The organism is Streptomyces sp. NPDC048018 (assembly GCF_043202995.1).
Taxonomy (GTDB): domain Bacteria; phylum Actinomycetota; class Actinomycetes; order Streptomycetales; family Streptomycetaceae; genus Streptomyces.
Map to the genome: position 1 here is coordinate 41,193 of NZ_JBIDBK010000010.1, position 22,575 is coordinate 63,767.

Genomic DNA, 22,575 nt, shown 5'->3' on the forward strand with positions numbered 1-22,575 from the left:
TGCCGTACGGGCGCGGAGGCGGCCGGCTATCCGAGGTCCCGCCTGCGCTCCGCGAGGCACCGGACCCATAGTGCGTGGGCCCGGCGGGCCTCGTGCACCGATTCCCGGGCGAAGGCCTCGTCGGCGAAACCCACGGCCGCGACCTGCTCCACCACATGGACGAGGTGCGCGGCCACCTCGCGCAGGCGCTCGGCGTGCGCCGCGCGCAGCCGTGGCGCCAGCTCCTCCTCGCGGGCGGCCATGGCCATCAGGTCGTCGAAACCCGCGTCGTCCGCGTAGGCGGAAGGGAGCGCGGGCAGGTCCGCCCCGGTGAGACGGCGCACCGCCGGCAGGGCGCGCTCGGCTGCCTCCTCCCGTCCGAGGACACGCTGCAGCAGCTCCCGGGCCCGGTCCGTGCCGCGGACGCGAGCGGAGACCGTGTCAAGGGCGTCCAGCTCGGGGCCGACGCCCGGCTCGTCCTCCGCCGCGAGCAGGGTGCTCAGCCGGGCGGCGATCGCCTGGCCCGTGGCCGACGCGTCGTCGATGACCTCGTAACAGGCGTCGAGCTCCTCGAAGGCGCGCTCCGCCGTGCGGATGGCGGCCGTCACCATGGCCGGGGTGTCCCCGTCGAACCGGCCTACCGCCTGGGCGAGCTGCGCGGACGTCATGGACACCGCCGCCAGCAGGTCCTCGGTGTGCCGTTGCCTGGTCGGTCCGCTCGTCGTTCCGGTGCCCACCGTTCCCCCTCGCCGTGCCGGTGCTCCGCTCCCGATCATGGACGTCGGCCGCCGTGCACGGCAACGCGCGGCCGGATCTGTGCCGGCCGAGGCGTCGGAGTTGGCCGGAAATACGCGAAGCGATGCCGAAGTGGATCACGAGCGCCCCACAATGCACCCGGCCGTACCCTCCGACCCAAGGACACCGATGCTCGATTCGTACCCGGAGTTCCAGCTGCGTCTTCCGTACGGCGGGCCCACGGCCAGAGGCCGGCTGCTCGCCGAGAGCGGGACCAACGGCAGCCAGAAGATGGTGGTGCTCGCGGGCTCCCCGGCGCGGCCCGACGTCGTCCCGTCGTTCCCGGAGAAGGCGCCTTCCTCGTACCGGCTGCGCGAACGGCTGATCGCGGACCGGGTGATACGCGAAACCTCCACGTGGGCGGGCTGGCTCGAAGTGGCGGAGGACGTGGAGTGCAACTCGCCCTCCGCGGCGGGAGAGATCCTCCTGGGCCGCAGCAGCAACGGGTGGATGGAGTGGAAGACCGAGGACGGCCGGCCGCTCGCCGACTTCCTCGGCCAGGTGTGGTCGGGGCCGAGCCGGGCCTGGCTGGTGCGGGGGCCGCACTCGGCCGGCCCCGACCTGTTCCGGCGCGCGTGGCTCCCCGAAGGCAGGGTGTCCCTGACCGCCGCCCACCTGCGCCCCGCCGCCACCCAGGGCATCAGCAAGGAACAGCTGCGCACCTTCGTCGACGAGGACTACGGCTCGGCGGCGACGTACACCGAGAAGCCGCAGCTCGTCGAGGAGCTGCACGCCTTCCTCTCCCGGATGCGGCCCGGCGACACGGTGTGCGCACTCTCCGACGGCCGGCTCCACATCGGGAAGATCACGGGCAACGTCGAGCACCTCGTCGCCGACGACGGAAGCCGCGTCCTCTGGCGCCCCGTGGAGTGGGGAGGCGACGGCTTCCGCGTGGACGCACTGCCGCAGGAACTGCGCCAGAAGCTCTCGTCGCGCCACGACGTGCTCGACCTCACCACCGTCAAGGCCATCGTCGACGGCCTCGGGGTCAGCGACGAGGAACTCGTGGAGGAGGCCCTGGCCGACGGCACCGGGATCAGCGCCGAACCCCTGGCCGTCACCGCCCGCCGCGACGTGGAGCTGCCCGAGCCCACCGAGGAGCTGCGGAAGGAACTCCACGTGCACCACCTCGAATGGCTGCAGGAGATCAGGCAGCTGCTTCACGACGAGAAGCAGCTGATCTTCTACGGCCCTCCCGGGACGGGCAAGACCTTCCTCGCGCAGCAGCTCGCCGAGTTCTTCGGCGGCGGGCCGGAGCAGGTCGAGCTGGTTCAGTTCCACCCGTCGTACTCCTACGAGGACTTCTTCGAGGGCTTCCGCCCCCGCGAGGACCCCGGGACGCGCGAGGTCGCCTTCCGGCTCACGGCCGGCCCGCTGCGGGAGTTCGCCGAACTGGCCCGAAGAGAGGGCAACCGGCACATCCCGCACTTCCTGGTCATCGACGAGATCAACCGGGCCAACCTCGCCAAGGTCTTCGGCGAGCTGTACTTCCTCCTCGAATACCGGGACCGGTCGGTGCGGCTGACCTACTCGGACGAGGACTTCTCCCTGCCCCGCAACCTCTTCGTCGTCGGCACCATGAACACGGCCGACCGCTCGATCGCCCTCGTCGACGCGGCGATGCGCCGCCGCTTCGCGTTCGTCGAGCTGTCCCCGCGCATCGATCCGACCCGAGGGCTGCTGCGTTCCTGGCTGGAGGCGGAGGAGAAGGACGCCGAACCCGCGGACCTGCTCAACGCCCTCAACGCCCGCATCGAAGACCCTGACTTCAAGATCGGACCGTCGTACCTGATGAAGCCCGGCGTCTACCGCGAGGGCGGACTGGAACGGACCTGGCGGACCAAGATCCTCCCGCTCCTTGAGGAGCACCATTACGGCGAAGGCGTGGACATCGAGGGCCGCTACGGCCTGCCGGCACTCCGCAAGGCGCTCGCGTCACGCACCACCTCGCCGGAACCGGACGACGGGGTCGGCACGCAGTGACCTCGGACGTCCCTCTCGTCGAGCACGGACCCGCGCGCTCGGTCCGCCTCCCCGACGCCGTGGGCCGCGCCCTGGTCGCCTCCAGGATCCTGGAAGAGGCCGGACCGGACCCCTACGAGCCGGGCACCTGGCGACTGCGCGCGGGCAGCAGGGTCGGCGCCGTCACGCTCACCGTCCCGGGCGGCGAAGCCGTCACGGTGCGGATCACCCCCAAGGTGCCGATCCCCCGCCTGCTCTTCCTGCTCGGCTACAGCAGCGACCCCCGGAGCTGGCGGGACGGCGTCGTGGACGTGGCCGCGCACGACGACCTCCTCCCGGCGTTCGCCCACGCCGTCGAGCGCCAGATCGACCGCGCACTGCGGCAGGGCCTGCTCCAGGGCTACCGGACGGCCGAGGAGTCGTCCCCCGTCGTACGGGGAAGGTTCCGTGAGGCCGAACAGATCCGGCGCCGCTTCGGCATGCCCGTGCCCGCGGAGGTGACGTACGACGAATTCACCACGGACATCACCGAGAACCGCATCCTCCGCACGGCCGTCGACCGCCTCCTGCGCCTCCCCGCCGTCCCCCGGACCGTCCGGACGCGCCTGATGCACCAACGGTCCCGACTGGCGGACGTCACACCGCTCCCGCGAGGCCACACCCGCCCGGCCTGGCGCCCGACCCGCCTCAACACCCGCTATCACGCGGCACTGCACCTCGCCGAGACGGTGTTGAGGGGCGCGTCGGCGGAGCACCTGCCCGGGCAGCTGCGCATGGACGGCTTCCTCTTCGACATGAACAGCGTCTATGAGGACTTCGTCTGCACGGCCCTGCGGGAGGCCATGCGTGCCTTCGGAGGCCGCAGTGTCCTCCAGGCGCGGAACATCCATATGGACGAAGGTGAATCCATCCGTCTGCGACCCGACTTCGTCTGGTACGGAGAAACCGACACGCCGGCGATCGTCGCGGACGCCAAGTACAAGACCCGCAGGAAGCGCGGATTCCCGAACGAGGACCTGTACCAACTGCTGGCCTACTGCACGGCCCTGGGCCTGCCCGAAGGGCACCTGGTCTACGCGAAGGGAAACGCGCCCCACACCAGCCACCACGTCCGCCACGCCGGAACAATCCTCCACCAGCACGCCGTCGAATTGGACCAGCAGCCTACGGGGTTGCTTGCCGAGATCGACGGGCTGGCCCGGCACATGCTCGGTTCCGTTCCGGTGGAGCGGCTGCCCTGAAACGATGCCGACGACCCACTTTGCAGCGCACCGGCCACCCCTCAGGCTCCGCAGGACCATGGGTGGCCCGGCCAGAGTCACGGAAGAGTGCCCGGGCGCCGCCCCCTGGCTCGCTGACCTACGGGTCAGGAGGGGGCGGCGTTGTTCCCGAGGACGGTCAGATGTCCCGGAAGATCTCGATCTGCGCGCCCACCGAGTTCAGGCGCTCCGCCAGCTCCTCGTAACCCCGGTTGATGACGTAGACGTTGCGCAGCACCGAGGTGCCCTCCGCCGCCATCATCGCGAGGAGGACCACCACCGCCGGGCGCAGGGCCGGGGGGCACATCATCTCGGCGGCGCGCCAGCGGGTGGGGCCCTCGACCAGGACGCGGTGGGGGTCCAGGAGCTGGAGGCGGCCGCCGAGGCGGTTGAGGTCGGTGAGGTAGATGGCGCGGTTGTCGTAGACCCAGTCGTGGATGAGGGTCTTGCCCTGGGCCGTGGCCGCGATGGCCGCGAAGAAGGGGACGTTGTCGATGTTGAGGCCCGGGAAGGGCATCGGGTGGATCTTGTCGATCGGCGCCTCCAGCTTGGAGGGGCGGACCGTGAGGTCGACCAGGCGGGTGCGCCCGTTGTCCGCGGCGTACTCCGCCGAGCGGTCGTGGTCGAGGCCCATCTCCTCCAGGACCGCGAGTTCGATCTCCATGAACTCGATGGGGACCCGGCGGATGGTCAGTTCGGACTCCGTCACCACGGCCGCCGCGAGCAGGCTCATCGCCTCGACCGGGTCCTCGGAGGGGGAGTAGTCGACGTCGACGTCGATCTGCGGGACGCCGTGGACGGTCAGGGTGGTGGTGCCGATGCCCTCGACCCGGACGCCGAGCGCCTCCAGGAAGAAGCACAGGTCCTGGACCATGTAGTTGGAGGAGGCGTTGCGGATGACCGTGACGCCGTCGTGGCGGGCTGCCGCGAGCAGGGCGTTCTCGGTCACGGTGTCGCCGCGCTCGGTCAGGACGATCGGGCGGTCGGGGGTGACGGACTGCTCGACCTGCGCGTGGTAGAGGCCCTCGGTCGCGGTGATGTCGAGGCCGAAGCGGCGCAGCGCGATCATGTGCGGTTCGATCGTGCGGGTGCCGAGGTCGCAGCCGCCGGCGTACGGCAGCCTGAAGCGGTCCATGCGGTGCAGCAGCGGCCCGAGGAACATGATGATCGAGCGGGTGCGGATCGCGGCCTCGGCGTCGATGGACTCCATGTCCAGCTCTGCCGGCGGCACGATCTCCAGGTCGACGCCCTCGTTGATCCAGCGGGTGCGGACGCCGATCGAGTTGAGGACCTCCAGGAGGCGGAAGACCTCCTCGATGCGGGCGACCCGGCGCAGCACCGTGCGGCCGGAGTTGAGGAGCGAGGCGCACAGCAGGGCGACGCAGGCGTTCTTGCTCGTCTTGACGTCGATGGCGCCGGAGAGCCGGCGCCGGCCGACGACCCGCAGGTGCATCGGTCCGGCGTAACCGAGAGCGACGATCTCGCTGTCGAGGGCTTCGCCGATGCGGGCGATCATCTCAAGGCTGATGTTCTGATTGCCGCGTTCGATCCGGTTGACGGCGCTCTGGCTGGTGCCGAGCGCTTCGGCCAGCTGGGTCTGGGTCCAGCCACGGTGCTGGCGGGCGTCACGGATGAGCTTGCCGATGCGTACGAGGTAGTCGTCTGCCATGGCGTCACGTTATCTCAGATATGAGATGACGCTCGCGGTGGGGTGGGCCATCAGGGTGACAGGCTGTGGGCGATCGGGTGACGCGGTTCGTACAGCGGCAGTTCGGTCCCGCTCGGCAGGCGTACGGAGCAGACCCGGCCCCAGCGCTCGTCGGTGACGGGTCGTGAAGCCATGGCCCCGCGGTCCTCCAGCGTGGCCAGGGTCGCGGCGATGTCGTCGCACATCAGATAGACCTCGCTCCTCGGCTCACCGTCCGCGGGGTGCACGGCGATCTCGGCCGGCGGCAGCTCGAAGATGAGCCATCCGTGCCCCGCGTCCACGTGGGCGAAGCCGAGGACGTCCTTGAGGAAGGCGCGGTCCGCCTCCGCGTCCCTGCTGTAGAGGATCACATGCGCGCCGCTGAACATGCCTCAATTGTCAGAGTGTGTCCGGTTCGCGGCAATCGCTCCGCGGCCGTACGGGTCAGGCGTCACCACCTCGCAGGCGTACGCGCTGGATCTGGCACGCCAGGGTGCGGCGGGCCGACGCCGATCCGGCCGGACCTTCGTCCGTGTGCGCGGCGGAACCCACGTCCAGGCCGCGGGCGATCGCGTCGTAGACCACCCGGTACGCGGGGAACGCCGCCTCCGTCGCGTGCTCCCGGAGGTCCTCCTCCACCAGGCGGCGCAGTGCGTCCACGTTCTGCCCGGTGAACCGCTTGCGGCCCCGGGCCAGGACGTGCACCAGGCGCGAGCAGTGGGCGTCGTCGTCCAGGGCCTCCGAGATCTCCTCGGCCAGCCCCCACAGCCGCCCTTCGAGCCAGGGCGTGTCGTGCTGGTCGAGCGACATGCCGGCCGCCGCGTCGGCCCGCTCCTTGGCCACCTGCTTCGAGACCGCCGGCTGGCTCATCCCCGCCAGGCGGGCGAGCCGGTCCTGGGTCCAGCCGGCGGCGGCGAAGACCTGGATCATCTCGGCGCGCAAACGGCGCATCTCCTCGCCCGCGCGGATGATCTCGTTCATCCCCGCGAACATCCGCCCGACCTGCTCCTCGGACATCCGCCCGACCTGGTCGCCGGACATTCGGCCCGCTTGGTCGTCGGACGTCCGCCCGACCTGGTCGCCGAACATCCGGTCCGCTTGGTCGCCGGACGTCCGACCGGCCTGCTCCTCGGGCGTCCCCGTGCTCTCGTCGCCTGTCACAACTCAGTTATACCCGCAGTCGGCATGGGCTCGACAGATGTCATAACCAGGTTGTACAACGGGGTTATGGAACTGCGCGACACCCTCATCGCCCCCGACGGCACCCGGCTCGCCCACCGCCTCAACGGCTCGGGCGAGCCCCTCCTCTGCGTCCCCGGCGGCCCCGCCGACTCCGCCTACCTCGGCGACCTCGGCGGACTCTCCGCCCATCGCGCCCTCGTCGTCCCCGACCTGCGCGGCACCGGAGCGTCCGACCGGCCCGCGGACCCCGCCACCTACCGCTGCGACCGGCTCGTCGACGACATCGAGGCGCTCCGCGCGCACCTCGGCCTCGACCGGGTCGATCTGCTCGGCCACTCCGCCGGGGCCAACGTCGCCCTCCAGTACGCCGCCCGCCATCCGCACCGCGTGGCCCGGCTCGCCCTCGTCACCCCGGGGCTGCGGGCGGTCGGCGTCGACATCCCGCCCGGCGCCCGGCTCGCGCTCGCCCGCGGGCGAGCGCACGAGCCCTGGTTCCCGGCCGCCTTCGCCGCCCTGGAGGCGATCAACGACGGCACGGGCTCCGACTGGGAGGCCGTCGCGCCCTTCCGGTACGGACGCTGGGACGACGCCGCCCGCCGTCATCACGCCGCGGCCCGGCCGGACAACCCGGACGCCCTCGCCGGCTTCGGCGCCGAGGGCGCCTTCACCCCGACCGCCACGCGTGCCGCGCTCGCCCGTCTCGCCTCGCCCGTCCTGCTGCTCGCGGGGGAGTTCGACCTCAACAGCCCGCCGAGCGCGGTGGCCGAGCTCCGTGAGCTCCTGCCGGAGGCCTCCCTCGTCGTCCAGCCCGGCGCCGGGCACTACCCCTGGCTCGACGCCCCCGACGTCTTCACGCGAACCCTCACGGCGTTCCTCGCGACAACGACCGTCTGAGGAAGATCGTCGAGGAAGCCCCTCGAAGAAGCTCCTCGCAAAGGCAAACAGGCGTACGGCGTGCTGAAGCGCCTGCACGAGCGGGCTCCGCGGGAACAGGACGGCCCGGGGCGGATCCGGGAGCACCTGGACACCGCCCGTGGCCTGCTGCACGATCTCCGCCGGGAGATGCGCCTGGACCTCGGGATCACGCGCGTTCCGCACCCGCGCCGGGAACGCGAGCCGGATCCGTCGGTCTGAGCGTCGACCCCGGGCGTCGCCCCTCGGGCCCCCGCCGAGGTGACCCCGCCCTTGCTGTTTCCGTCGGGGCCGAATTGCGGGACGCGTGGCGGCGACTGCGCATGTCGCTGCATGCTGGGCGTCCAGTCGTGTGGAGGGGGTTTGGTGCGGGGCAGCAGTGCGCGGCGCGGGTCGGTTGTTGCGGGGGCCGGGGCGGCAGTCATGGTGGCGTTGGCGGTGGTGACGAACTACGTCACCGCGTCTCTGCCGGGGTGGGCCGGGAATCCGCGGCTGGTATGGAGTGTTTTCGGCGGACTGGCTGTCGTCGCACTCGTGCTGCAGTTGTGGGGGCGGCGTCTGGATGCGGCTCAAACCGGTTCGTCGGTCGGCCGGCCGATCGCGGTGAGCAGGATCGTGAGCGACGCGGCTGAGTCGCTCCGGCCTCCCAGCATCGACAGACCGGTCCGAGGTCGCGAGGCCACGATCAGCGACCTGCAGCGGCTTCTTCGGCGTTCCCGTGCGGCGAACCGCATCGCCGTGGTGACGGGCACGGGGGGTATGGGGAAGACGACAGTGGCTGCCGCTCTGGCCAGGAAGGCTCAGGATCAGGGGACTCCGGTTTTCTGGGTCCCCGCTCTGAACGCGTCGGAGCTCGCTGAGCACATGGTCCGGGTGGCGGTGGCGTGCGGCCTGCCGGAGGAGGTACTGGAATCAGCCCGCGCAGGCCGGGTCAGCTTGGCGGACGCCGTGTGGGAACAACTGGCCGAGAGTAAAGAGTGGCTCATCGTCCTCGACAACCTCGATGATCCTGACATCGCCAGGTCCGGATCTGGTCCGCTGCACGACTACCGCGGCTGGGTGAGATGCCCTGGCCCCGGGGGCCTGCTTCTGATCACCAGCAGGGTGAGCGACCAGGGGACGTGGGGCGGAGGATCCAGCGTGGTGAGACTGGCCCCGCTGCCTGACGAAGACGGTGCCCAGGTCCTGCTCGACGCGGCCCCCCGGGCCGGAAGTCAGGAAGAGGCCGAACTGCTGGCGAAGCGCTTGGGCGGCCTGCCACTCGCGCTTCGCGCGGCTGCCAGGTACGTCGCAGCGCCGAGCAGCAGGCACCACACCTTCGAGGGCTACCGACGGGCTCTCGAAACGGAACTCGCGTCCCTCATCGGAGCGGAAAGCCCGCAGGCGTCCGACCCCGAAACGGCGCGCACGGTCGTCCGGCTTACGTGGGACCTGTCGCTGGACCATCTCGCGGACAACGGCATCGTCCTCGCCCGCCCGGTTCTTCGACTGCTGTCGTTCCTTGCCTGGGGGCCTGTTCCCGTCTCCTTTGTCACCCCCGAGCTCGTCACGGAGGCGACCGGCCTCCCGGCCACCCGGTCAGGAGTGGACGCCGCCTTCGACGGCTTGTCCGTCTACGGCCTGCTGGACGTACCCACCGACGCGAGCGGCGCCTCCGTGCCAGGGCTCGTGGACCTCCACCCGCTCGTCCGTGAGATCACGGCTCTTGACCTGACGCAACGCAGCGACACCTTGCAAGCCTGGCACACGGCGCTCGCGCGCCGCATCAGCCTGGCGATCGCGGATGTTGCGGAGGCGGAACTGAGCGACCGCGCCGTCGCGCGGCACTTGTTCCCCCATCTGCTGGTGATCGCGGCTCTGGGCGAGAACCGCGGGAACCTGAATCTCGCGCAGGCGGTGGTCACCCTGGCGGACGTCCTGCATCAAGAGCGTGACCACGAGCACGTCCTGCTCCTCAGCCAACTGCTGAGGGAAGCCTGGTCCGAAGGGATGGGGCCTGATCACCCGAACACCCTTACGGCCGCCCACAACGTGGCGATCACCCTCGGATACCTGTCGCAGCACCAGAACGCCGCCGAGATGCACCGGCAGAATCTCGGCACACGGCTGCAGGTCCTGGGACCCGATCATGCCGATACGCTGGCCAGCCGGGATGGTCTTGCCGTCTCGCTCGGGGCGCTCGGAGATCTGGACGAAGCCCTCTCCCTCCTTGAGCAGAATTACCAGGTCTCTGATCGGGTGTTCGGACGTGACCACCCCCAGACCCTCGGCAGCAGGCACAGCCTTGCGAGGGTCATGGAGGAACGAGGGGAGTTCCGGCGTGCCGCCGCCCTGTTCCGAGAAAACCTTCACGAGTGCGCCCGTGTTCTCGGTAGGGACCACCCCTACGCCCTCGCGAGCCAGTCCGGTTTGGCGTACGCGCTGAGTGGACTGGGCGACGAGGAGGGGGCCGTCTCGCTCCTGAGGCAGAATCTCGACGCCTGCCTGCGCGTCTTCGGCCCAGATCATTCCGACACCCTCGTCGCGCGCAGCAACCTGGCACACGGGCTCGAGGAACTGGGGGAGTACGGGGAAGCCGTCGACCTGCACGAGCGAAACCTCGCGGGGCGTCTTCGCGTACTGGGCGCCGACCATCCGGACACACGTGACAGCCAGGACGCGCTCGCACGCGCGCGAGCGGCTCTGGCACCCGGTGGGATCTTCGGGAACCTGCTGCGCAGAGTGCGTTCTGGTGGGTCGCCGATCGCATGACATGGAGGAGTCGGTGCTCTCGCCGCACCACCCGGCCTGCGGTAACGGAGGGTGCGCTTGGTGTGTCGATTCACGGCACCCGCACGCCGGGCATGACCGACCGCCGGTCATGTACTAGAGTTATCTCGACATCGAGATATCTGCCGAGGCGCACCGCTGCCGCCACCCCGGTAAGGGTTGCCTAACTTAGTCTTACCTTAGCGGATCGACGACGTGTACGTGGCGGCAGGATGTGGTGGAACGCGCACATATATGAAGGAGACTGTCGTGTCGGCGAACAGCTTCGACGCCCGCGCCACGCTGCGCGTGGGTGACGAGTCCTACGAGATCTTCCGCCTGGACAAGGTGGAGGGCTCGGCCCGGCTCCCCTACAGCCTGAAGGTCCTCCTCGAGAACCTTCTCCGCACCGAGGACGGCGCGAACATCACCGCCGACCACATCCGGGCCCTGGGCAACTGGGACTCGCAGGCCCAGCCGAGCCAGGAGATCCAGTTCACGCCGGCCCGCGTGATCATGCAGGACTTCACCGGTGTCCCCTGTGTCGTCGACCTCGCCACCATGCGCGAGGCCGTCGCGGCGCTCGGCGGCGACCCGGCGAAGATCAACCCGCTCTCCCCGGCCGAGATGGTCATCGACCACTCCGTCATCGCCGACAAGTTCGGCACCAACGACGCGTTCGCGCAGAACGTCGAGCTGGAGTACGGCCGCAACCGCGAGCGCTACCAGTTCCTGCGCTGGGGCCAGACCGCCTTCGACGACTTCAAGGTCGTCCCGCCGGGCACCGGCATCGTCCACCAGGTGAACATCGAGCACCTGGCGCGCACGGTCATGGTCCGCAACGGCCAGGCCTACCCCGACACCCTCGTCGGCACCGACTCGCACACCACCATGGTCAACGGCCTCGGCGTCCTCGGCTGGGGCGTCGGCGGCATCGAGGCCGAGGCCGCGATGCTCGGCCAGCCGGTCTCCATGCTGATCCCGCGCGTGGTCGGCTTCAAGCTCACCGGCGAGCTGCCCACCGGCACCACCGCCACCGACCTGGTCCTCACGATCACCGAGATGCTGCGCAAGCACGGTGTCGTCGGCAAGTTCGTCGAGTTCTACGGTGAGGGCGTCGCCGCCACCTCCCTCGCCAACCGCGCCACCATCGGCAACATGTCGCCGGAGTTCGGCTCCACCGCCGCGATCTTCCCGATCGACGGCGAGACCCTGAACTACCTCAAGCTCACCGGCCGCTCCGAGCAGCAGGTCGCGCTCGTCGAGGCGTACGCCAAGGAGCAGGGCCTCTGGCTCGACCCGGCCGCCGAGCCCGACTTCTCCGAGAAGCTGGAGCTCGACCTCTCCACGGTCGTCCCGTCGATCGCCGGCCCGAAGCGCCCGCAGGACCGCATCGTCCTCGCGAACGCCGCCGCGCAGTTCGCCCAGGACGTCCGCAACTACGTCGACGAGGTCGACGAGGCCGGCAAGGAGTCCTTCCCGGCCTCCGACGCCCCGGCGAACCACCCGAACGGCGCCCCGTCGAAGCCGGTCCAGGTGACCGCCCCCGACGGCTCGACGTACGAGATCGACCACGGCGCCGTCACCGTGGCCGCGATCACCTCCTGCACCAACACCTCGAACCCGTACGTCATGGTCGCCGCCGCGCTCGTCGCGAAGAAGGCCGTGGAGAAGGGCCTGACCCGCAAGCCGTGGGTCAAGACCACCCTCGCCCCGGGCTCGAAGGTCGTCACCGACTACTTCGACAAGGCGGGCCTGACCCCGTACCTCGACAAGGTCGGCTTCAACCTCGTCGGCTACGGCTGCACCACCTGCATCGGCAACTCCGGCCCGCTGCCGGAGGAGGTCTCCAAGGCCGTCAACGAGCACGACCTCGCGGTCACCTCGGTCCTCTCCGGCAACCGGAACTTCGAGGGCCGTATCAACCCCGACGTCAAGATGAACTACCTGGCCTCCCCGCCGCTGGTCGTCGCGTACGCCATCGCCGGTTCCATGAAGGTGGACATCACCAAGGACGCCCTCGGCACCGACCAGGACGGCAAGCCGGTCTACCTGGCCGACATCTGGCCCTCCGAGGCCGAGGTCAACGACGTCGTCGCCAACGCCATCGGCGAGGACATGTTCTCGAAGTCCTACCAGGACGTGTTCGCCGGCGACGCCCAGTGGCAGGCGCTGTCGATCCCGACCGGCAACACCTTCGAGTGGGACGCCGAGTCGACCTACGTGCGCAAGCCCCCGTACTTCGAGGGCATGACGATGGAGACCACCCCGGTCACCGACATCACCGGCGCCCGCGTGCTGGCGAAGCTCGGCGACTCGGTCACCACCGACCACATCTCCCCGGCCGGTGCGATCAAGGCCGACACCCCGGCCGGCCAGTACCTCACCGAGCACGGTGTGGAGCGTCGTGACTTCAACTCCTACGGCTCGCGCCGTGGCAACCACGAGGTCATGATCCGCGGCACCTTCGCCAACATCCGCCTGCGCAACCAGATCGCGCCGGGCACCGAGGGCGGCTTCACGCGTGACTTCACGCAGGAGGGCGGCCCGGTCTCCTTCATCTACGACGCCTCGCAGAACTACCAGGCCGCCGGCACCCCGCTGGTCATCCTCGGTGGCAAGGAGTACGGCTCCGGCTCGTCCCGTGACTGGGCGGCCAAGGGCACCGCGCTCCTCGGCGTCAAGGCCGTCATCACCGAGTCGTACGAGCGCATCCACCGCTCGAACCTCATCGGCATGGGCGTCCTGCCCCTGCAGTTCCCGGCCGGCCAGTCGGCCGACTCGCTCGGTCTGACCGGTGAGGAGACCTTCTCCATCACCGGCATCACCGAGCTGAACGAGGGCACGACCCCGAGCACGGTCAAGGTCACCACCGACACCGGTGTCGAGTTCGACGCGGTCGTCCGCATCGACACCCCCGGTGAGGCGGACTACTACCGCAACGGCGGCATCATGCAGTACGTGCTGCGCAACCTGATCCGCGGCTAAGGACCAGAGGTGAGGGCCCGTCTCCCCGGAGACGGGCCCTCACGCATGTCCGCGGCACGTCAGCCGAGCAGCTCGGCCTCCGCGAGCTCACCGCCCGTACCCGCCGCCACCAGCCGGTACTTCGCGTACGTGCCGGGCGCCGACACGGAGAACACCCGGGTCTGCCGCGCCCACGCGAAGGACTCGCCGTCCCGCCGGTCCAGGTCCTTCCAGGTCACGCCGTCCGCCGAGCCCTGGAGCACCCAGCTCGCCGGTGCCTTCGCCCGGTCCGCCGACGAGGTCAGCGTGTACTGGACCGCCTTCACCGGCCCGCCCACCGGGAGTCCGACCGGGCCGGCCACCGGCCCCGCCGTCACCGAGGTGTCGTCGAACAGCGCCCCCGGGCCCTTCAGCAGGTCCGCGCGCGGTGCCGGCACCCTGTCGTCCTCGGTGATCGAGACCGGGCCGGCGGAGGCGCCGGTGCCCCAGGCGGAGGGCCGCGGACCCATGTCGAACTTCAGCGTGCCGCCGCGGGCCAGCAGGTCGTGCGGCAGCGCCGTCGAGTTCCACCGCTGCCCGTTCAGCTTCACGCCCTGGACGTAGATGTTGCGGGCGCTGTTGCGCGGGGCCTCGACCACCAGCGTGCGCCCGTTGTCCATCCGTACGGTCGCCTTCGTGAAGAGCGGGGAGCCGATCGCGTACTCCCCGCTGCCCATCACCAGCGGATAGAAGCCGAGCGCCGAGAAGAGGAACCAGGCCGACTGCTCGCCGTTGTCCTCGTCGCCGTGGTAGCCCTGCCCGATCTCGCTGCCGGTGTACAGGCGGGAGAGGACCTCGCGGACCGTCGAGGCCGTCTTCCAGGGCTGCCCGGCCGCGTCGTACATGTACGGCACGTGGTGCGCGACCTGGTTGGAGTGCCCGTACATGCCCATCCGCACGTCCCGCGCCTCCGTCATCTCGTGGATGACGCTGCCGTACGAGCCGGCGACGTCCGGGCTCGCCGTCTCCGGCGTCGAGAAGTACGCGTCGAGCTTCTTCGCGAGGCCCGCCCGTCCGCCGTACAGGTTGGCGAGGCCCCGGGAGTCCTGCGGGGCGGTGAAGGCGTAGCCCCAGCCGTTGGTCTCCGTGTAGTCGTAGCCCCAGATCCGCGGGTCGTACGAGGCCGAGGGCACGCGCCAGGCGCCCGCGGCGTCACGGCCCTGGAAGAAGCCGGCCTTCGTGTCGAAGAGGGAGACGTAGGAGCGGGCCCGGTTGAGGAAGTAGGCGGACTCCTCCCGGTAGCGCTTCCTGCCGGTCTTCTCGTAGAGCGCCCGGCCCATCCTCGCGATGCCGTAGTCGTTGAGATAGCCCTCCAGGGACCAGGAAAGGCCCTCGTGGGTCTCGGTCGAGGCGTAGCCGGTGAACGGGGAGGTCTCCATGCCCTTGCGGCCGACGCCCCGGCTGGGCGCCACGACCGTCGCGTTCTTCAGGGCCGCCTCGTACGCCGCCTCCGCGTCGAAGTCGACGCCCTTCACGTACGCGTCCGCGAAGGCCACGTCCGAGGAGGTGCCGGTCATCAGGTCCGCGTAGCCGGGGGAGGACCAGCGGGAGATCCAGCCGCCGTCCTTGTACTGCTGCACGAATCCGTCGACCAGCTCGCCCGCCTTCCGCGGGGTCAGGAGGGAGTAGGCCGGCCAGGTCGTCCGGTAGGTGTCCCAGAAGCCGTTGTTGACGTACGCCCTGCCCGTGACGATCTTCGCGCCGGTCCGGGTCGGGGTGTCGGGCCCGGCCGGGGCGGAGAAGGGGCTGGCGTACCGGTCCTCCGAACCGACCCTCTCGTAGGCCGAGTTGGGGTAGAGGTACAGCCGGTACAGGCTGGAGTAGAGGGTGACGAGCTGGTCGTGGGTCGCGCCCTCGACCGTGACCCGGCCGAGCACCCCGTCCCAGGCGTCCTGCGCCCGCGCCCGCACGGCGTCGAAGTCCGTGCCCTCCGGGATCTCGCCGGCCAGGTTCGCCTTCGCCTGGTCGACGGAGATGAGGGAGGTCGCGATCCGCAGGTTCACCGTGCGGTCGGCCCCCGCGTCGAAGCGCAGGTGCCCCTGCACGCCCTGGGCCGCGGAGTCCGTGACGGGCGCGTCGAAGACGCCGTACACGAACATCCGGCCCGCGCCCGTGGACAGCCCGCTCCTGACGTCGGAGTAGGCGGTGAAGGAACGGGTCGCCGGGTCGACCGTCAGTCCGCCCTGCGCGGTGACGTTGTCGAGGACGACGCTCGCGTCCTCGCCCGGATAGGTGAAGCGCATGACGGCCGCGTGGTCGGCCGGGGCGACCTCCGCCTTCAGGCCGTTCTCGAACGTGACGCCGTAGTAGTGCGGCTTCGCCGTCTCGTTCGTGTGGCGGAAGGCGAGCGCGCGGGCGCCCTTGTCGGCCGGCGGGATGCCCGCGGCGGCCGAGGGCATCACCTGGAAGGTCTGCCGGTCGCCCATCCAGGGGCTCGGCTGATGGCTGACGGACAGCGCCTGGAGGGTCGGGAGGTTGTCCGCGTTGTTGCCGCGCGCGTACTCGTAGATCCAGCTCTGGGTCGCCGCGTTGGTCACCGGCGTCCAGAAGTTGAAGCCGTGCGGCACGGCGGTGGCCGGGAAGGTGTTGCCGCGGGAGAAGGAGCCGGAGGAGTTGGTCCCGCGCACGGTCGAGGCGTAGTCGGAGAGGCGCGCGTACGGCTTCCGCGGCTGCTCCGGCGCGATGGAGAGGTCGTCCAGCCAGCCCTGGAACTTGCCCGGGCCCGTGGGGGAGTCGTACGCCACCAGGATCCGGTCCACGGTCCTGCCGTCGGCGACCTCGCCGATCCGGGCGGTGACCTGGTTCCACTGGTTGACGTAGAGCCGCTTGGCGGCGCCCTGGCCCTGGGGGGTGAGGAGTCCGCCGTGGGTGTCCGTGGCGCCGAGTTCGCTCAGATAGGTGCCGTCGGTGAAGGCGAGGTCCACGGACACGTTCGTGGCCGGGTAGTTCAGATCGGTCTCGGACGCCGACATCGACGGGAAGATCTTGTAGGAGAGCTGGGTGTTGCGGACGATCCGGAGGTCGACGTCGAAGACCTTGTTGTACGACCAGGCCCGGCCGTCGCCCTTGTGGGTGCCGGCGTAGCGCAGCGCCCGCCTGCCGGTGAAGCCCGCGCCGGCCTTGGCGGTGGGGGAGCCGCTGGGGCCGCGGTCGACCTGGCTGCGCATGTCCTCGGGGACGGGCTGCGAGGTGTCCCCGTTCGAGAACTGAACGTCGGAGAGCTGGGTGAGGCCCGCGCCCGCGTTCTTGGTGATCTCCAGGCGATAGTGCGCGTAGGCCGTCGCGCCGCCGCCCGGGATGTCGTACGTCCGGGTCTCGAAGCGCTTGGCGAAGCTCTCGCCGGCGCGGGTGTCGAGGACCGTCCACTCCTTGCCGTCTGCCGAGCCCTTGAGGGTCCAGTCGCGAGGGTCGCGCTCCGCGGCGTCGTTGGCCGAGGTCAGCGCGTACGTCGCGAGCTTCACCGGCTGGTCGAGGTCGAACTCCAGCCATGCCGTGGGCTCGAACACCAGCCATTTGGTCCCCGGCTGGAGGTCGACGAGATTCTCCTTGACCTCGCCGGAGCCCGCGTTCTCACCGCTGGCGCGCACGGTGGTCACGTGGTCGGTGACGTTGCCCGGGATGCCGGTGACGAAGCCGCCGTCGACACCCGAGGCGCGCTTCTTCCCGTCGGGTCCGGTGTCGACGGTGTTGCGCCAGGTCGGCTGGGTTTCCTCCGGTTCGAAGGAGGTGGTGAACACCCGTCCGGATCCGCCGGGTTGTTCCGATGCGCCCGGAAGCGCCTGAGCCACCGCGGGGGTGAGGCTCAGGATCAGCGCCGCCGATGCCATCAGGGAGACCGCTCTGAGATGGGGGTGCATGCCGTGTCGTCGCTCCTGCCACTGGTCATAGACAACGTTGTCAAACCGGTCGCGCAAGAACCCAGGAGAAGGGCAAGTCGCAGGTGGTGTCAAGGGTGTTGACGGCAATACGAGGGAGGAAACGGGGCAGAAACGCCTCGGATATCCCGCAGGTCTCAACTCGGAGAAGACTGCCGGGGAAAGCTGGTTTCGATCTTGCTCCGGCGGCGGGAAGTGGACTATACCTGTCGGCGTCCCGCCCGTCGTAGACACCGACGACGGCCCGACGCCTGCACGACCCAGCTGCAATTGACCGCGGTGGCGGGGCCCTTCGCCTGTGGCGAATTCTGAACGGGCGACCGGTACACCGCCTGAGTCCTGAATGAAGGCGAGGACTTGAGCATGGGATCCACCTCCGCCCAGCACCATGAGGGCCTCGGCCGTCGCGATCTGATCAAGCGTTCCGCCGCCCTCGGTCTGATCTCGGTGCCCACCATGAGTTTCCTGTCCGCCTGCGCCTCCAGCGGAGGCGACAGCACGGACGACGACAAGCCCAAGGGCGAGAAGACGAAGGACAATCCGTTCGGCGTCGCCAAGGGCGGAAAGATCGACGTCGTCGTCTTCAAGGGCGGATACGGCGACGACTACGCCAAGGCCTGGGAGGCCAGCTTCAACAAGAAGTGGGGCGTCACCGCGACCCACACCGGCACCCAGGAGATCACCGGAAAGCTCCAGCCGCGCTTCAACGCCGGCAACCCGCCGGACATCATCGACGACTCCGGCGCCCAGAAGATCAAGATCGACGTCCTGCACAAGAACGGGCAGCTGCTGGACCTCGCCGAGGTCCTCGACGCGCCGTCCGTGGACGACCCGGCCAAGAAGGTCCGCGACACCCTGATCCCGGGCACCATCGACGCCGGTGTCCTGGAGGGCAAGACCGTCGCCCTCAACTACATCTACACGGTGTGGGGTCTGTGGTACTCCGGCAAGCTCTTCAAGGAGAAGGGCTGGAAGGAGCCGAAGACCTGGGACGAGTTCCTCGCCATCTGCAAGGACGCCACCGCCCAGGGCATCGGCGGACTCGCCCACCAGGGCAAGTTCCCGTACTACATCAACGTCGCCATCATGGACCTGATCGCCAAGAAGGGCGGTCTGGACGCCATGAAGGCGATCGACAACCTCGACCCCAAGGCGTTCGTCGGTTCCGCCGCGGCCAAGGAGGCCGTCGAGGCGATCTACGAGGTGGTCGAGAAGGGCTACCTCATGCCCGGCACCAACGGCCTCACCCACACCGAGTCGCAGACCCGCTGGAACCAGTACAAGGCCGCGTTCATCACCTGTGGCTCCTGGCTGGAGAACGAGCAGCTCAAGCAGACCCCGGCGGACTTCGACATGAAGTTCATGCCGATGCCGGTGCTGCCCGGCAGCGCGATGCCGTACGAGGCGATCCGCGCCGGCTCCGGTGAACCCTTCATCATCCCGTCCAAGGCCAAGAACCTGGCCGAGGCGAAGGAGTTCATGCGGATGATGCTCTCGAAGGAGTGGTCGACGCTCTTCGCCAAGGAGGCCAACTCCCTCACCATCCTGCAGGACGGGGTGGACCCGAGCGTCAAGCTGCGCCCCGGCACCCAGTCCACGGTCGAGGCGTCCAAGGCGGCCGGCACCAACACGTTCCGCTACCTGTACACCGAGTGGTACAGCGAGATGGACACCGAGATCCAGAACGCCTCCAACGAGCTGATGGCCAAGCGCATCCAGCCCGCGGAATGGCTCAAGCGGGCGCAGGCCGCCGTCGACAAGGCGGCCAAGGACCCGGCGTCCAAGAACAACCACCGCGACTGACACGCGGAACGTACGCGCGTATCAATCCGCCGGGGACATCAGGGACAGGAACGTCATGCGCAAAGGGCAGTACAAGTTCGTCACGGGATTCCTCTTCATACCCGTGGCCCTCTATCTGGTCTTCGTCATCTGGCCGTACATCCAGACGTTCGGCTACTCGCTGACCGACTGGAAGGGCCAGTCGCAGACCTTCTCCTTCGTCGGGCTCGACAACTACGTCGCGCTGTTCGAGGACGACATCTTCCTGGGAGCGGTCTGGCACAACATCCTGTTCCTGGTGTTCATCCCGGTGATCACCATCCTGCTCGCCCTCTTCTTCGCCTTCATGCTGAACGCGGGCGGGCGGAGCCGGGCCGGCGGCGTCGCGGGCGTCGCCGGGTCCAAGTTCTACAAGGTCGTCTACTTCTTCCCGCAGGTGCTCTCGCTCGCGATCCTCGCCGTCCTCTTCGGCGCCGTGTACCGCAGCGACACCGGCGGCATGCTCAACGGCCTGCTGCTGAAACTCGGCCTCATCGAGGCCGACCGGCCGGTCGAGTGGCTGAACGAGCCCAACTTCGTCCTGTGGGCCCTCGTGGCGGTCGTCGTCTGGCACGGCGTGGGCTTCTACCTGGTGCTGTTCTCCGCCGCCATGCAGTCCATCCCCCGGGACATCTACGAGGCGGCGCTGATCGACGGCGCCGGCCGGGCCCAGTCCTTCTTCCGCATCACGCTGCCGCTGCTGTGGGACGCCGTGCAGACCGCCTGGGTCTACCTCGGCATCGTCGCCATGGACATGTTCGTCCTGGTCTCCACCATGACCCAGGGCGAGTTCGGCGGTGGCCCCGACCACCACAGCGAGACCATGTCGACGGTCATGATGCGCAACTTCCTCTACTTCGGTAAGAGCGGTTACGCCTGCGCCATGGGCGTGGTCATGCTGCTGCTCACCCTGATCGTGTCCGTGGTCACGCTGCGCGCCACCCGCCGCGAGCGCCTCGAGTTCTGAGCGGGAGAACCCACGATGACTGCACCCATCCAGAAGTCCGACGCCCCCACCCCGAGCGCGGCCGTGCCCCGGCAGCGCGCGGCCGGCAAGGGCAGCACCCCGGCCCCGGGCCCCGCCCGCGAGGGCACCGTCCTCAACGTCTTCTCGCACGGCTTCCTCGCCCTCTGGGCGCTGATGATCGTGCTGCCGCTGATCTGGCTCGTGCTGAGCTCCTTCAAGACGGACTCCCAGATCGCCGGGTCGGCCTTCGGCTGGCCGGCCAACTGGTCCCTCGACGTCTTCGGCCGCGCCTGGAACAAGGGCATCGGCGACTACTTCGTGAACACGCTCGTCGTCCTGGTCTTCTCGGTGCCGCTGACCATGCTCTTCGGCTCCATGGCGGCCTACGTGCTGGCGCGCTACCAGTTCTGGGGCAACCGGCTCATCTACTACTTCTTCGTGGCCGGCGCCATGTTCCCGGTCTTCCTGGCGCTCGTCCCGCTCTTCTTCATGGTGAAGATGCTCGGGATGCTCAACACCTACCAGGGCCTGGTCCTGGTGTACGTCGCCTACTCGATGCCGTTCACCGTCTTCTTCATGCACTCCTTCTTCAGGACGCTGCCGACGGCCGTCTTCGAGGCCGCCATCCTGGACGGGGCCTCGCACACCCGGGCCTTCTTCCAGGTGATGCTGCCGATGGCCAAGCCGGGCCTGCTCAGCGTCGGCATCTTCAACACGCTCGGGCAGTGGAACCAGTTCCTGCTGCCGACCGTGCTGATGCAGCCGCAGAGCGGCGACGACCCCGAGCGCTACGTGCTCACCCAGGGCCTGATCCAGCTCCAGCAGCAGCAGGGCTACGAGACCGACCTGCCGGTGCTCTTCGCCGGCGTGACCATCGCCATGATCCCCATGCTCGTGGTCTACCTGTCCTTCCAGCGGCAGGTCCAGGCGGGTCTCACTTCGGCCACGCTCAAGTAACGAGGTCGCCCATCCGCGGTCCGGTCCCGGGGCTCAGCCCCGGGACCGGACCTTTTGCGTCCGTTTTCGACTACCGTCGAGGACTTGACGACGACAAGCCCTACGAAGGAGCTTGGAGTTCATAACTTGTACACGTCGTAGGGTGGAGAGAGTCAATGGAGACTCCGGGGTCGCAGTCCTCGCTGCACCGGGCCAATCTCGAGCGGGTCGTCCGGGCGGTAAGGATGGCCGGATCGCTCACCCAGGCGGAGATCGCCCGGGCGACGGGCCTGTCCGCCGCCACGGTCTCCAACATCGTGCGGGAGCTGAAGGACGGCGGGACGGTCGAGGTCACCCCGACCTCCGCCGGGGGCCGCCGGGCCCGCAGCGTCTCGCTGAGCGGCGACGCCGGCATCGTCATCGGCGTCGACTTCGGCCACACCCACCTGCGGGTGGCGGTCGGCAACCTGGCCCACCAGGTGCTCGCCGAGGAGGCCGAGCCGCTGGACGTGGACGCCTCGGCCGCGGAGGGCTTCGACCGGGCGGAGCAGCTGGTCAGCAGGCTGATCGCGGCCACCGGCATCGGCCGGGACAAGGTCGTCGGCGTCGGTCTCGGCGTGCCCGGCCCGATCGACGTCTCCTCGGGCACCCTGGGGTCCACGTCGATCCTGCCGGGCTGGAGCGGGATCAATCCCGCCGACGAGCTCTCCGCCCGCCTCGGCGTCCCCGTGCACGTCGACAACGACGCCAACCTCGGCGCGCTCGGCGAGCTGGTCTGGGGCAGCGGCCGGGGCGTGAAGGACCTCGCGTACATCAAGGTCGCCAGCGGTGTCGGCGCCGGTCTGGTGATCGACGGACGGGTCTACCGGGGCCCCGGCGGCACGGCCGGGGAGATCGGGCACATCACGCTCGACGAGTCGGGCCCGGTCTGCCGCTGCGGCAACCGGGGCTGCCTGGAGACCTTCACGGCCGCCCGCTACGTGCTGCCGCTGCTGCAGCCCGGCCACGGCCCCGACCTGACCATGGAACGGGTCGTCCAGCTGGCCAGGGAGGGCGATCCGGGCTGCCGCCGGGTCATCGCCGACGTCGGGCGCCACATCGGCAGCGGCATCGCCAACCTCTGCAATCTCCTGAACCCCAGCCGGGTGGTGCTCGGCGGCGACCTCGCGGAGGCCGGAGAGCTGGTCCTGGCGCCCATCAGGGACTCCGTCTCGCGCTACGCGATCCCCAGCGCCGCCCGGCAGCTGTCGCTGGCTCCCGGGGCCCTGGGCGGCCGCGCGGAGGTGCTGGGCGCCCTTGCCCTGGTTCTCAGCGAGATGGGTGATTCGACGCTTTTGGAGGGCTCTGCGGGGTCCGCGAGCAATGCGGGTGCCCTGCCGGGCGCCGCCACGACGCCGACGCCTGCCTTCACTTAGATAACGAATGGCACCGTTGTCGTCTCGTTAA

General features: G+C 69.5%; 15 protein-coding genes. 10 read left to right on the top strand and 5 right to left on the bottom strand.

The window, feature by feature from the left end; translation table 11 throughout:
* Window positions 1-26: 26 nt before the first annotated feature.
* Complete coding sequence (locus tag ACGF1Z_RS30225; protein ID WP_393009208.1) at window positions 27-716, bottom strand: hypothetical protein; 690 nt, start codon at window positions 714-716, stop codon at window positions 27-29.
* A gap of 187 nt (window positions 717-903) precedes the next feature.
* On the opposite strand from ACGF1Z_RS30225, the gene ACGF1Z_RS30230 reads away from it, so the two are divergent.
* Window positions 904-2,757, top strand: coding sequence for a DUF4357 domain-containing protein (locus ACGF1Z_RS30230; RefSeq protein WP_393009209.1), 1,854 nt, complete (start codon window positions 904-906; stop codon window positions 2,755-2,757).
* The gene (locus ACGF1Z_RS30235) at window positions 2,754-3,977 is read left to right on the top strand and encodes an McrC family protein (RefSeq protein ID WP_393009210.1); all 1,224 of its coding nucleotides are present in this window, start codon (window positions 2,754-2,756) and stop codon (window positions 3,975-3,977) included. The genes ACGF1Z_RS30230 and ACGF1Z_RS30235 overlap by 4 nt, the downstream gene beginning before the upstream one ends.
* 157 nt (window positions 3,978-4,134) lie before the next feature.
* Here the strand turns inward: ACGF1Z_RS30235 and ACGF1Z_RS30240 are convergent, their stop codons facing one another.
* The 3 genes from ACGF1Z_RS30240 to ACGF1Z_RS30250 are packed head-to-tail and all read right to left on the bottom strand — an operon-like array spanning window position 4,135 to window position 6,843.
* Window positions 4,135-5,664: a helix-turn-helix domain-containing protein gene (locus ACGF1Z_RS30240; protein WP_393009211.1), complete on the bottom strand. Its 1,530-nt coding sequence runs from the start codon at window positions 5,662-5,664 to the stop codon at window positions 4,135-4,137.
* A gap of 50 nt (window positions 5,665-5,714) precedes the next feature.
* Window positions 5,715-6,071 carry a VOC family protein gene (locus tag ACGF1Z_RS30245; RefSeq protein ID WP_393009212.1) on the bottom strand — a complete coding sequence of 119 codons (357 nt, stop codon included), beginning with the start codon at window positions 6,069-6,071 and terminating at the stop codon, window positions 5,715-5,717.
* Between the two features lie 55 nt (window positions 6,072-6,126).
* A complete protein-coding gene (locus tag ACGF1Z_RS30250) occupies window positions 6,127-6,843 on the bottom strand; it encodes a sigma-70 family RNA polymerase sigma factor (RefSeq protein WP_393009213.1) in 717 nt (238 codons plus the stop codon).
* Between the two features lie 66 nt (window positions 6,844-6,909).
* Here ACGF1Z_RS30250 and ACGF1Z_RS30255 point away from each other — a divergent pair, with 66 nt between their 5' ends.
* The 4 genes from ACGF1Z_RS30255 (at window position 6,910) to acnA (ending at window position 13,512) form a co-directional block, all read left to right on the top strand.
* Window positions 6,910-7,758: an alpha/beta fold hydrolase gene (locus tag ACGF1Z_RS30255; protein WP_393009214.1), complete on the top strand. Its 849-nt coding sequence runs from the start codon at window positions 6,910-6,912 to the stop codon at window positions 7,756-7,758.
* Between the two features lie 60 nt (window positions 7,759-7,818).
* Window positions 7,819-7,998 carry a hypothetical protein gene (locus ACGF1Z_RS30260; RefSeq protein ID WP_393009215.1) on the top strand — a complete coding sequence of 60 codons (180 nt, stop codon included), beginning with the start codon at window positions 7,819-7,821 and terminating at the stop codon, window positions 7,996-7,998.
* A gap of 216 nt (window positions 7,999-8,214) precedes the next feature.
* The gene (locus ACGF1Z_RS30265; RefSeq protein ID WP_393009216.1) at window positions 8,215-10,527 is read left to right on the top strand and encodes a tetratricopeptide repeat protein; all 2,313 of its coding nucleotides are present in this window, start codon (window positions 8,215-8,217) and stop codon (window positions 10,525-10,527) included.
* 252 nt (window positions 10,528-10,779) lie between these two features.
* On the top strand, window positions 10,780-13,512 hold the full coding sequence (gene acnA / locus ACGF1Z_RS30270) for an aconitate hydratase AcnA (protein WP_393009217.1): 2,733 nt from the start codon (window positions 10,780-10,782) through the stop codon (window positions 13,510-13,512).
* A gap of 59 nt (window positions 13,513-13,571) precedes the next feature.
* On the opposite strand, the gene ACGF1Z_RS30275 is transcribed toward acnA, so the two are convergent.
* On the bottom strand, window positions 13,572-17,387 hold the full coding sequence (locus tag ACGF1Z_RS30275; protein WP_393009218.1) for a GH92 family glycosyl hydrolase: 3,816 nt from the start codon (window positions 17,385-17,387) through the stop codon (window positions 13,572-13,574).
* 381 nt (window positions 17,388-17,768) lie between these two features.
* Here ACGF1Z_RS30275 and ngcE point away from each other — a divergent pair, with 381 nt between their 5' ends.
* The 4 genes from ngcE (at window position 17,769) to ACGF1Z_RS30295 (ending at window position 22,544) form a co-directional block, all read left to right on the top strand.
* Complete coding sequence (ngcE, locus tag ACGF1Z_RS30280) at window positions 17,769-19,208, top strand: N-acetylglucosamine/diacetylchitobiose ABC transporter substrate-binding protein (protein WP_393009219.1); 1,440 nt, start codon at window positions 17,769-17,771, stop codon at window positions 19,206-19,208.
* 55 nt (window positions 19,209-19,263) lie between these two features.
* Window positions 19,264-20,193, top strand: a complete 930-nt coding sequence (locus tag ACGF1Z_RS30285) for a carbohydrate ABC transporter permease (protein WP_393009220.1) — start codon at window positions 19,264-19,266, stop codon at window positions 20,191-20,193.
* Between the two features lie 15 nt (window positions 20,194-20,208).
* Window positions 20,209-21,150, top strand: a complete 942-nt coding sequence (locus tag ACGF1Z_RS30290) for a carbohydrate ABC transporter permease (protein WP_393009221.1) — start codon at window positions 20,209-20,211, stop codon at window positions 21,148-21,150.
* A gap of 155 nt (window positions 21,151-21,305) precedes the next feature.
* Complete coding sequence (locus ACGF1Z_RS30295; RefSeq protein WP_393009222.1) at window positions 21,306-22,544, top strand: ROK family protein; 1,239 nt, start codon at window positions 21,306-21,308, stop codon at window positions 22,542-22,544.
* The last annotated feature ends 31 nt before the right edge of the window (window positions 22,545-22,575 follow it).